The 12005-nt window shown below is 70.1% G+C and carries 7 protein-coding genes; 2 read left to right on the plus strand and 5 right to left on the minus strand.

Going from position 1 to position 12005, the window contains the following annotated elements; all coding sequences use genetic code 11:
* Positions 1–17: 17 nt before the first annotated feature.
* A complete protein-coding gene (locus SLINC_RS12400) occupies positions 18–1157 on the plus strand; it encodes an acyl-CoA dehydrogenase family protein (protein ID WP_067430828.1) in 1140 nt (379 codons plus the stop codon).
* The gene (locus SLINC_RS12405) at positions 1157–2218 is read left to right on the plus strand and encodes an acyl-CoA dehydrogenase family protein (RefSeq protein WP_067430830.1); all 1062 of its coding nucleotides are present in this window, start codon (positions 1157–1159) and stop codon (positions 2216–2218) included. Before SLINC_RS12400 ends, SLINC_RS12405 begins: the two co-directional genes overlap by 1 nt.
* Here the strand turns inward: SLINC_RS12405 and qcrB are convergent.
* The 5 genes from qcrB to SLINC_RS12430 all read right to left on the minus strand — a co-directional run bounded on the left by qcrB (position 2196) and on the right by SLINC_RS12430 (position 11936).
* A complete protein-coding gene (gene qcrB, locus SLINC_RS12410) occupies positions 2196–3842 on the minus strand; it encodes a cytochrome bc1 complex cytochrome b subunit (RefSeq protein WP_067430833.1) in 1647 nt (548 codons plus the stop codon). The two genes, SLINC_RS12405 and qcrB, sit on opposite strands and share 23 nt — an antisense overlap.
* Positions 3843–3915: 73 nt before the next feature.
* Positions 3916–4641: a vWA domain-containing protein gene (locus SLINC_RS12415; RefSeq protein ID WP_067430836.1), complete on the minus strand. Its 726-nt coding sequence runs from the start codon at positions 4639–4641 to the stop codon at positions 3916–3918.
* Between the two features lie 136 nt (positions 4642–4777).
* Entirely contained in the window at positions 4778–6241 is a 1464-nt protein-coding gene (locus SLINC_RS12420) for a glutamate synthase subunit beta (protein WP_067430841.1), read from the minus strand.
* The gene (gltB, locus tag SLINC_RS12425) at positions 6234–10832 is read right to left on the minus strand and encodes a glutamate synthase large subunit (protein WP_079164501.1); all 4599 of its coding nucleotides are present in this window, start codon (positions 10830–10832) and stop codon (positions 6234–6236) included. The genes SLINC_RS12420 and gltB overlap by 8 nt, the downstream gene beginning before the upstream one ends.
* Before the next feature lie 372 nt (positions 10833–11204).
* Positions 11205–11936: a VIT1/CCC1 transporter family protein gene (locus SLINC_RS12430; protein WP_067430847.1), complete on the minus strand. Its 732-nt coding sequence runs from the start codon at positions 11934–11936 to the stop codon at positions 11205–11207.
* Positions 11937–12005 lie beyond the last annotated feature (69 nt).

Consider the following 12005-nt stretch of genomic DNA (forward strand, 5'->3'; position numbering starts at 1 on the left):
GGGAAGGATGGATGCCCATGGATCTGGCCTTCACCCGGGACGAGGAGGCCTTCCGCGCCGAGGCCCGCTCGTGGCTGCGCGCGCACGTGCCCGCCGTCGCGCTGCCCTCCCTGGAGACCGCGGAGGGCTTCGCCGCGCATCGCGCCTGGGAGGCCGAACTCGCCGCGGACCGCTGGTCGGTGGTCGACTGGCCGGCCGCGTACGGCGGACGCGACTCCGGCCTGATCCGCTGGCTGCTCTTCGAGGAGGAGTACCACGCGGCGGGCGCCCCGGGCCGCGTCGGCCAGAACGGCGTCAGTCTGCTCGCGCCGACGCTCTTCGAGCACGGCACCGAGGAGCAACGCGCGCGCGTGCTGCCTCCCATGGCATGCGGTCGTACGGTCTGGGCGCAGGCCTGGTCGGAACCGGAGGCGGGCTCGGACCTGGCGTCCCTGCGGTCGAAAGCGCTGCGCACCGACGGCGGCTGGCTCCTGACCGGCCAGAAGACCTGGTCCTCCCGGGCCGCCTTCGCCGACCGCGCCTTCGGCCTCTTCCGCACCGACCCGGACACCCCCAAGCCCCACCAGGGCCTGACCTACCTGATGTTCGACCTGCGGGCCCCCGGCGTCACGGTCCGCCCGATCGCCCGCCTCGACGGCCGACCCGCCTTCGCCGAGCTCTTCCTCGACGAGGTGTTCGTCCCGGACGAGGACGTCATCGGAGAGCCCGGCCAGGGCTGGCGGATCGCCATGTCGACGGCCGGCAACGAACGCGGACTGAAGCTCCGCTCCCCCGGCCGCTACCTGGCCGCCGCCGACCGCCTGCTCGACCTCTGGCGGACCCAGGGGTGCCCGGCGTCCACGCGCGACCGTGTGGCCGACGCCCTGATCGGCGCCCGCGCCTACCAGCTCTTCACCCACGCCGCCGCCTCCCGCGTCCTGGACGGCGAGGCCCTCGGCCCGGAGTCCAGCCTGAACAAGGTCTTCTGGTCCGAGTACGACATCGCCCTCGCCGAGACCGCCCTCGATCTCCTGGGCGAGGAGGGCGAGTCGGCGGACACGGACTGGGCCGAGCGCTATGTCTTCGCCCTGGCCGGCCCCATCTACGCCGGAACCAACGAGATCCAACGCGACATCGTCGCCGAGCGCCTGCTCGGCCTGCCGAAGGGCCGCCGCTGATGCGTTTCCTCCCCGACCCCGAACAGCGCGCGTTCACCGACTCCCTGGACGCCATGCTGACGGCCGCGGACACACCGGCGGTCGTCCGGGGCTGGAGCCGCGGCGACCACACCAGCGGACGCGCCCTGTGGTCCCGCCTCGCCGGCGCGGGCCTCTTCGCCCTGGCCGTCCCCGAGCCCTACGACGGCCTGGGCCTCCGCCCCGTCGAACTCACCCTCGCCTTCGTCGAGCTGGGCCGCCACGCGGTACCGGGCCCCCTGGTGGAGACGGTCGCCGCGGCCACCCTGCTCGCCGCACTGGACGACCAGGGCCCGGCGAAGCGCCTGCTGCCGGCACTGGCCTCGGGCGAGTCGGCGGCGACCCTGTCCACGGGCGCGTACACCTTGGACGCCGACATGGCAGACGTACGCCTGGTAGCCCGCCCGGCGCTATCAGCCCGTCCGGCGTTTGAGGACGAGGCCCCTTCAGGGCCGACGGGAGGCCAGGGGGCAGCGCCCCCTGGGACGGCCGAAGCCACGCAGCTGCACCTCGCTCCCCCACCCGACACCCCTCCCCACTCCTCCCTCGACCCCGCCCGCCGCCTCTTCCCCACGCACCACTCCCCCCGCGGCGAACTCCTCGCCACCGCCCCGCCCCTCACCACGGCCCTCCTCCTGGCCCGCCTCACCACAGCCGCCCAGGCGCTCGGCGTCGGCCTGACCCTCCTCGACAAGACGGTCGCCCATGTCAGACAGCGCACCCAGTTCGGCGCCCCCATAGGCTCGTTCCAGGCCGTCAAACACCAACTGGCCGACGTCAAGATCGCGTTGGAGTTCGCCCGCCCCCTGGTCCTCGGTGCCGCGCTCACGATGACGGAGTCGGACGTGGCCGCCGCCAAGCTCACGGCGTGCACCGCGGCGTACACGGCGGCCCGCACCGCGCTCCAACTGCACGGCGCGATCGGCTACACGGCGGAGTACGACCTGTCGCTGTGGCTGACCAAGGCCCGCGCGCTGCGCACGGCGTGGGGCACCCCGGACGCCTGCCGCTCCGCCGTCCTCAGTGGTGATCGCCGCTGGTGACCTGCCGGTACTCCTCCACCGTCGGCTTCGCGATCCGCGTCTCGGGCCCGAACATCGCCCGCGCCAGCCGCGCCCGCACCCGCTGCGACGCCTTGACCTGCCGCCGTACACCGCCCGCGTCGACGAGCGGCCCGACCTCGTACGGCGGGTTCTGCTCGTGCTGGGTCAGGACGTGCAGTTCCTGCTGCGAGAGGGGTTCGTGGACCTCGACGTACTCCCCGTGCGGAAGCCGTTTGATGGTGCCGGTCTCCCTGCCGTGCAGCACCTTGTCCCGGTCCCGGCGCTGGAGCCCGAGACAGATCCGTTTCGTCACGACGAACGCGAGGACGGGCGCCACGAACACGGAGATCCGCACGAACCAGGTGATCGCGTTGATGGACAGATGCAGATGCGTGGCCACGATGTCGTTGCCGCCGCCGATCAGCAGCACCGCGTACAGGCTCAGCCAGGCCACGCCCAGTCCGGTGCGCACGGGCACGTTGCGGGGCCGGTCCAGGATGTGGTGCTCGCGCTTGTCGCCGGTGATCCACGCCTCGACGAACGGATACGCGCCGAGGGCCATCAGGATCAGCGGGAAGAGCGAGAAGGGGATGAAGACGCCCAACTCCAGGGTGTGGCCCCAGAAGTTGAGCTCCCATCCCGGCATCACCCGGATCAGCCCCTCGGAGAAGCCGAGATACCAGTCGGGCTGGGCGCCGGTGGTGACCAGGTCGGGGCGGTAGGGCCCGAAGGCCCAGACGGGGTTGATGCTGGCGACAGCGCCCATGAGGGTCAGCACGCCGAAGACGAGGAAGAAGAAGCCGCCCGCCTTCGCCATGTAGACCGGCAGGAGGGGCATGCCGACCACGGACTTGTTGTCACGGCCGGGGCCCGGGAACTGCGTGTGCTTGTGGTAGAAGACCAGGATCAGATGGGCGACCACCAGGCCCAGCATGATCCCCGGCAGCAGCAGGATGTGCACCGGGTACAGCCGCGCGATGAAGTCGTCCCCGGGGAACTCCCCGCCGAAGAGGAAGAACGCCAGATAGGTGCCCACGATCGGCACGGACAGGATCGCGCCGTGCGCGAAGCGCAGCCCGGTGCCGGACAGCAGGTCGTCGGGGAGCGAGTAGCCGGTGAGGCCGGTGATGATGCCCAGCATCAACAGGGTCCAGCCGAACACCCAGTTGAGCTCGCGCGGCTTGCGGAAAGCGCCGGTGAAGAACACCCGCATCATGTGCACCAGCATGCCGGTGACGAAGACCAGCGCGGCCCAGTGGTGGATCTGCCGGATCAGCAGCCCGCCGCGCACGTCGAAGCTGATGTCGAGCGTGGACTCGTAGGCCCGGGTCATCAGGACGCCGTTGAGCGGCTCGTAGGAGCCGTTGTAGACGACCTCGCTGGTGCTCGGGTCGAAGAACAGGGTGAGGAAGACACCGGTGAGGATCAGGACGAGGAAGCTGTAGAGGCAGACCTCGCCCAGCATGAACGACCAGTGGTCCGGAAAGACCTTGCGCATGTTGGCCTTGGCCAACGCGTAGAGCCCTAGCCGTCCGTCGGCCCAGTCGGCCACCTTCTCGCCCTTGCCGGGCGGCGCGGCCCGCCGCGTTCCCGTCTCGTGGTTCACCGATCGTGCGCCGTCCATACGTCGTCGCCTCCCCGTCGGATCAACCACAGGGTGGCACGGCGGACCGGTCAAGCCAACGGTGCGTGCACGTTCAGTGGGGCCGTACGATCCCCCGCTCCCGCGCGGCCGTCAGCCACCTCGGGAACTCGCCGAGCAGCCGGTCGTAGAGCTCCGCGTCGGACATTCGCCGCGGGTTCGCGCCGGCGGGGAAGAATCCGGCGTTGTCGATGACCCGCCGCTGCGGCACGGCCAGTTCGTCGAGCTTGCGCAGGAACTCGAAGTGCGGGCTGCGGGCCTTGCCGAAGCCGACGAACTGCCAGAACAGCGGCAGTCCGGCCGCCCGGCACACGTACTGCTCGGCGGCCCGCCTGCTGCTCGGCGCGCCGTCGGTCTGGAAGACGACGAGGGCGGGCTCGCGGGTGCCGCTGTCGAGGTAGTGGTCGAGGACGGCGTCCATCGCCACGTGGTAGTTGGTCGCGCCCATGGGGCCGAGACCGGCCACGATCCGCTCGATCCGGCCCTCGTGCCCGGCGAGGTCGATGTCGTCCACGGCGTCGATGTCGGTGGAGAAGAACACCACCGGCACGGTTCCGTCGTCGTCCAGGTGGGCGGAGAGTCCCAGCACCCGGTCCGCGAGCGCCTGCACGGTGCCGTTGCGGTAGTACGACCGCATGGAGCCGGAGTAGTCGACGACCAGGTAGACCGCGGCCCGCAGGCCCTCAAGGCCGTGCCTCTCCAGCGACGCTCCGGCGGTCTTGTAGAGGCTGACCAGCGCGGGCGCGCGCTCCTGGACCTTGGTGAGGCTGATGGCGGGCATGCCCCAGGCTCCCACGGAAAGGCGGCGGCGCCCGCCCTTTCGTCCGGTCGGGGACAAGGGGCAGGCGCCGTCGGTGTTCCGTACGCCGTTGTACGGGACGTGTGTCGAGGGACCGCAGGGGTCCCTGGTGGTGCCGTCAGACCATCAGCGAGCGGTCCGTCGGGCGGATCGGGGCGTGCAGTTCGCTGCCACCGGTCAGGAAGCGGTCGACACCGCGGGCGGCCGAGCGGCCCTCCGCGATCGCCCACACGATGAGCGACTGGCCGCGGCCGGCGTCACCGGCGACGTACACGCCGGGCACGTTGGTCTGGAAGTCGGCGTCGCGGGCGACGTTGCCGCGCTCGTCCAGTTCCAGGCCGAACTGCTCGACCAGGCCGTTGTCCCGGTCGGTGCCGGTGAAGCCCATGGCGAGGGTGACCAGCTGGGCGGGTATCTTGCGCTCCGTGCCCGGCTTCTGGGTCAGCTTGCCCTCGACGAACTCCACCTCGGTCAGGTGCAGCCACTGGACGTTGCCGTCCTCGTCGCCCTCGAAGTGGGTGGTGGAGACGGAGTAGACCCGCTCGCCGCCCTCCTCGTGCGCGGAGGTGACCTTGTAGAGCATCGGGAAGGTCGGCCACGGCTGGGAGACGGGGTTCCGCTCGTCGTTCGGGCGGGGCATGATCTCCAGCTGCGTGACGGAGGCCGCGCCCTGGCGGTGGGCGGTGCCCACGCAGTCGGCGCCGGTGTCGCCACCGCCGATGACCACGACGTGCTTGCCCTCGGCCGTGATGGGGGGCGCCACGTAGTCGCCCTCCTGGACCTTGTTGGCCAGGGGCAGGTACTCCATGGCCTGGTGGATGCCGTTCAACTCCCGCCCGGGGACGGGGAGATCACGGGCGGTGGTGGCACCGGCGGCGATGACGACCGCGTCGTACCGCTTCTTCAGGTCGGTCGCCTTGAGGTCGCGGCCGATCTCGATGCCGGTGCGGAAGCGGGTGCCCTCCGCGCGCATCTGCTCGATACGGCGGTTGATGTGCCGCTTCTCCATCTTGAACTCGGGGATGCCGTACCGGAGGAGGCCTCCGATGCGGTCCGCGCGCTCGTAGACGGCGACGGTGTGACCGGCCCGGGTGAGCTGCTGGGCGGCGGCGAGTCCGGCGGGGCCGGAGCCGATGACCGCGACGGTCTTGCCGGACAGGCGCTCCGGGATCTGCGGCGCGACGTCACCGCTGTCCCACGCCTTGTCGATGATCGAGACCTCGACGTTCTTGATGGTCACCGCGGGCTGGTTGATGCCGAGCACACACGCCGACTCGCAGGGCGCGGGGCACAGGCGACCGGTGAACTCGGGGAAGTTGTTGGTCGCGTGCAGACGCTCGCTCGCGGCCGACCAGTCCTCGCGGTAGGCGTAGTCGTTCCACTCGGGGATGAGGTTCCCGAGCGGACAGCCGTTGTGGCAGAACGGGATGCCGCAGTCCATGCAGCGGCCGGCCTGCTTGCTGATGATCGGCAGCAGGGAGCCGGGGACGTAGACCTCGTTCCAGTCCTTCAGACGCACGTCGACCGGGCGGGACTTGGCGACCTCACGCCCGTGGTTCAAAAAGCCCTTCGGGTCAGCCATTGATCGCCGCCTCCATCATCTTCTCGGTGATCTCGGACTCGGAGAGTCCCGCCTGCTCGGCGGCGTCCTTGGCGGCGAGCACTGCCTTGTACGTGCTGGGGATGATCTTGCTGAAGCGGTCCACGGCGGTGTCCCACTCGGCCAGCAGCTTCTCGGCGACCGTGGAACCGGTCTCCTCCTGGTGGCGGCGCACCACGTCGTGCAGCCACTGCTTGTCGGTGTCGTCGAGGGCTTCCACGGCGCTCACGTTGCCGACGTTGACGTTGTCGCGGTCGAGGTCGATGACGTAGGCGATGCCGCCGGACATGCCGGCCGCGAAGTTGCGGCCCGTCTCGCCCAGGACCACCGCGTGACCACCGGTCATGTACTCGCAGCCGTGGTCGCCCACGCCCTCGGAGACGACCGTCGCGCCGGAGTTGCGGACGCAGAACCGCTCGCCGGTGCGACCGCGCAGGAACAGCTCGCCGCCGGTCGCGCCGTACGCGATGGTGTTGCCCGCGATCGTGGAGAACTCGGCGAGGTGGTCGGCGCCCCGGTCGGGACGGACGATCACCCGGCCGCCGGAGAGGCCCTTGCCGACGTAGTCGTTGGCGTCGCCCTCCAGGCGCAGCGTGACACCGCGCGGCAGGAAGGCGCCGAAGGACTGGCCCGCGGAGCCGGTGAAGGTGATGTCGATGGTGTCGTCGGGCAGGCCCGCGCCACCGAACTTCTTGGTCACCTCGTGGCCGAGCATGGTGCCGACCGTGCGGTTGATGTTGCGGATCGCGACCTGGGCGCGCACCGGCTGGGCGTCGGTCGCCGAGTCGGCGGCCAGGGCGTCGGCGGCGAGCTTGATCAGCTCGTTGTCGAGCGCCTTCTCCAGGGCGTGGTCCTGCTCGATCACCTGGTGCAGCGGGGTGCCCTCGGGCAGCTCCGGCACGTAGAAGAGCGGGGACAGGTCCAGGCCCTGCGCCTTCCAGTGGTCGACGGCCCGCGTGACGTCGAGCGTCTCGGCGTGGCCGACGGCCTCCTCGATGGAGCGGAAGCCCAGCTCGGCGAGGATCTCGCGGACCTCTTCGGCGATGAACCGGAAGAAGTTGACGATGTACTCGGCCTTGCCGGTGAACCGGTCCCTGAGGGTCGGGTTCTGGGTGGCGATGCCGACCGGGCAGGTGTCCAGGTGGCAGACGCGCATCATGACGCAGCCGGAGACGACGAGCGGCGCGGTCGCGAAACCGAACTCCTCGGCGCCGAGCAGCGCGGCGATGACGACGTCGCGGCCGGTCTTGAGCTGACCGTCGGTCTGCACGACGATGCGGTCGCGCAGGCCGTTGAGCAGCAGTGTCTGCTGGGTCTCGGCGAGGCCGAGCTCCCAGGGACCGCCCGCGTGCTTCAGCGAGGTCAGCGGGGAGGCACCCGTGCCACCGTCGTGACCGGAGATCAGGACGACGTCCGCGTGCGCCTTGGAGACACCCGCGGCGACCGTGCCGACGCCGACCTCGGAGACCAGCTTCACGTGAATCCGCGCCTGCGGGTTCGCGTTCTTCAGGTCGTGGATCAGCTGGGCCAGGTCCTCGATGGAGTAGATGTCGTGGTGCGGCGGCGGGGAGATCAGACCGACACCCGGGGTGGAGTGACGGGTCTTGGCGACCCACGGGTAGACCTTGTGGCCGGGCAGCTGGCCGCCCTCGCCGGGCTTGGCGCCCTGGGCCATCTTGATCTGGATGTCGTCCGCGTTGACCAGGTACTCGCTCGTCACGCCGAAGCGGCCGGAGGCGACCTGCTTGATCGACGAACGGCGCGCCGGGTCGTACAGCCGGTCCGCGTCCTCGCCGCCCTCACCGGTGTTGGACTTGCCGCCCAACTGGTTCATGGCGATGGCGAGGGTCTCGTGCGCCTCCTTGGAGATGGAGCCGTACGACATGGCGCCGGTGGAGAACCGCTTGACGATCTCGGAGGCCGGCTCGACCTCGTCGATGGAGATCGGCTGCCGGCCGGACGTGAAGCCGAACAGACCGCGCAGCGTCATCAGGCGCTCGGACTGCTCGTTCACGCGCTCGGTGTACTTCTTGAAGATGTCGTACCGGCCGCTGCGCGTGGAGTGCTGGAGGCGGAAGACCGTCTCCGGGTCGAACAGGTGCGGCTCGCCCTCGCGGCGCCACTGGTACTCGCCGCCTATCTCCAGCGCGCGGTGCGCGGGAGCGATGCCGGAGGCCGGGTAGGCCTTGGCGTGGCGGGCGGCGACCTCCTTGGCGACGACGTCGATGCCGACGCCGCCGATCTTGGTGGCGGTGCCGTTGAAGTACTTCTCGACGAAGGCCTGGTCGAGGCCGACGGCCTCGAAGACCTGGGCGCCGCGGTAGGAGGCGACGGTCGAGATGCCCATCTTCGACATGACCTTCAGAACGCCCTTGCCGAGGGCGTAGATCAGGTTGCGGATGGCCTGCTCGGGCTCGATGCCGGGCAGGAAGGTGCCCGCGCGGACCAGGTCCTCGACGGACTCCATGGCCAGGTACGGGTTCACGGCCGCGGCGCCGAAGCCGATCAGCAGGGCGACGTGGTGCACCTCGCGGACGTCACCGGCCTCGACCAGCAGGCCCACCTGGGTGCGCTGCTTGGTGCGGATGAGGTGGTGGTGGACGGCCGCGGTGAGCAGCAGCGACGGGATCGGCGCGTGCTCGGCGTCCGAGTGGCGGTCCGACAGGACGATCAGCCGGGCGCCGTTCTCTATGGCGGCGTCGGCCTCGGCGCAGATCTCCTCGATGCGCGCGGCGAGGGCGTCACCGCCGCCGGAGACCCGGTAGAGACCGGAGAGGGTCGCGGCCTTCATGCCGGGCATGTCGCCGTCGGCGTTGATGTGGATGAGCTTGGCCAGCTCGTCGTTGTCGATCACCGGGAAGGGCAGGACGACGCTTCGACAGGAGGCGGCGGTCGGCTCCAGCAGGTTGCCCTGCGGGCCGAGGGAGCTCCTGAGCGAGGTGACGAGCTCCTCGCGGATCGCGTCCAGCGGCGGGTTGGTGACCTGCGCGAACAGCTGGGTGAAGTAGTCGAAGAGCAGGCGCGGGCGCTCGCTCAGCGCGGCGATCGGCGAGTCGGTGCCCATCGAACCGATCGGCTCGGCACCGGCCTTGGCCATCGGCGCGAGGAGGACGCGCAGCTCCTCCTCGGTGTAGCCGAAGGTCTGCTGGCGACGGGTGACCGAGGCGTGCGTGTGCACGATGTGCTCGCGCTCGGGCAGGTCGGACAGCTCGATCTCGCCGGCCTCCAGCCACTCCGCGTAGGGCGCTTCGGCGGCGAGCTGGGCCTTGATCTCGTCGTCCTCGATGATGCGGTGCTCGACGGTGTCGACGAGGAACATCCGGCCGGGCTGGAGGCGGCCCTTGCGCACGACCTTGGCGGGGTCGATGTCGAGGACGCCGACCTCGGAGCCGAGGACGACGAGACCGTCGTCGGTGACCCAGTAGCGGCCGGGACGCAGGCCGTTGCGGTCGAGGACCGCGCCGACCTGCTTGCCGTCGGTGAAGGTGACACAGGCCGGGCCGTCCCAGGGCTCCATCAGGTTGGAGTGGAACTGGTAGAAGGCGCGCCGGGCCGGGTCCATGGAGTCGTGGTTCTCCCACGCCTCCGGGATCATCATCAGCACGGAGTGCGGCAGCGAACGGCCGCCGAGGTGCAGGAGTTCGAGGACCTCGTCGAAGGACGCCGAGTCGGAGGCGTCGGGCGTACAGATCGGGAAGACCCGCTCGATGGCCTTCGCGTCGGAACCGAAGAGGTCCGAGACGAGCTGCGACTCACGCGCGGCCATCCAGTTGCGGTTGCCCTTGACGGTGTTGATCTCACCGTTGTGCGCGACGAAACGGTACGGGTGCGCGAGCGGCCACGACGGGAAGGTGTTCGTGGAGAACCGGGAGTGCACGAGCGCGATCGCCGAGCCGAAGCGGCGGTCGGACAGGTCCGGGAAGAACGGCTCCAGCTGACCGGTGGTCAGCATGCCCTTGTAGACGATGGTCCGCGCGGACAGCGACGGGAAGTAGACGCCGGCCTCGCGCTCGGCGCGCTTGCGCAGGACGAACACGTTGCGGTCGAGGTCGATGTCCGTCGAGGAACCGTCGCTGACGAAGATCTGCCGGAAGACCGGCATCGTGGAGCGGGCGGTGGCGCCGAGCAGCTCGGGGGCGACGGGGACCTCGCGCCAGCCGAGGACGGTCAGGCCCTCTTCGGCGGCGATCGTCTCGATGCGTGAGACGCCGTCCTCGGTGCCGTTCTCCGGCAGGAAGGCGATACCTACGGCGTACGCACCGGCCGCGGGCAGTTCGAAGCCGGCGACCTCGCGGAAGAAGGTGTCCGGAACCTGGGACAGGATGCCCGCACCGTCACCCGAGTCGGGCTCGGAGCCGGTGGCCCCGCGGTGCTCCAGGTTGCGCAGAACTGTGAGCGCCTGCTCGACCAGCGCATGGCTCGCCTCGCCGGTGAGGGTGGCCACGAAGCCGACGCCACAGGCGTCGTGCTCGTTGCGGGGGTCGTACATACCCTGCGCAGCAGGGCGAGCATCCATGAACGACCAGTTCTGGCCATTCGTGGAGTGCTGGGACGGCTGGCGCGGCGTACGCATCGGCTCTCCCGTCGTCGTCATGTGGCATATGCAGATTGCCGAGGGACGACGTTGGCCCTCTGCGTGAGTGCAAAATTTCGTGCAGGTTACATGATGGAGCGGTTCTCGGGAACCGGATACCGCGTTCCAACATGCGGACGCCACGCGGTGGCGACAAGGGTCTCGCGCACGTGGCTTGAAGTATGTGGGGACCGAGCGGGACAGATCGATGTCCATCGGTCCGAAGGGGCGGGAGAGGCACCGTCGCCGACCCCGCGAGTGCGCCGCAAGCTTCATTGCCCGCAGCGCTTACGGCTCATGCCCCGCCGTTAAGCATTCGAAACCAGCGAGTAACGGCTACTTATGCGGCCCATCGCATAACAAGCAGCCGACCTATCCTACGGCCGTCCCGAACAAGCTGCCCAGGGCGTACGTCACACCGGCCGCCGCACCCCCGAGGGCGAGCTGCCGCAGCCCGCTGAACCACCAGCTCCGCGCCGTCACCCTGGCCACCACGGCCCCACAGGCGAACAGTCCGAGCAGCGCCAGCAGCACCGCGGGCCACAGGGCGGTGGCGCCGAGCAGATACGGCAGGACGGGGAGCAGGGCGCCCAGCGCGAACGACCCGAAGGAGGAGACGGCGGCCACCAGCGGCGAGGGCAGATCGCCGGGGTCGATGCCGAGCTCCTCGCGCGCGTGGATCTCCAGGGCCTGTTCGGGATCCCGGGACAGCTGCCGGGCGACCTCCCGGGCCAGCTCCGGCTCCACGCCCCGCCCTTCGTACAGGGCGGCGAGTTCGGCCTCCTCGTCCTTGGGGTGCTTTCTCAGCTCCCGGCGCTCCACGTCCAGCTCGGCCTCGACGAGCTCGCGCTGCGAGGCGACGGAGGTGTACTCACCGGCGGCCATGGAGAAGGCGCCGGCGGCCAGGCCCGCGAGCCCGGTGACGACGATCGCCTGATGACCGACCGAACCGCCCGCGACACCCGTCATCAGGGCGAGGTTGGAGACCAGACCGTCCATCGCCCCGAAGACGGCGGGACGCAGCCAGCCGCCGCTCACGTCCCGGTGCGTGTGGTTGTCACGGTGCGCCTCGTGCAGCGCCGCCTCGGTCTCGATGATCGCCACGGGATCCCCCAGAGAGCTTCTTTAGACTGATTCCATCTTTTGACAACGTCGAGACTATGTCACCGAATT

The sequence above is a fragment of the Streptomyces lincolnensis genome (assembly GCF_001685355.1).
Lineage (GTDB): Bacteria > Actinomycetota > Actinomycetes > Streptomycetales > Streptomycetaceae > Streptomyces > Streptomyces lincolnensis.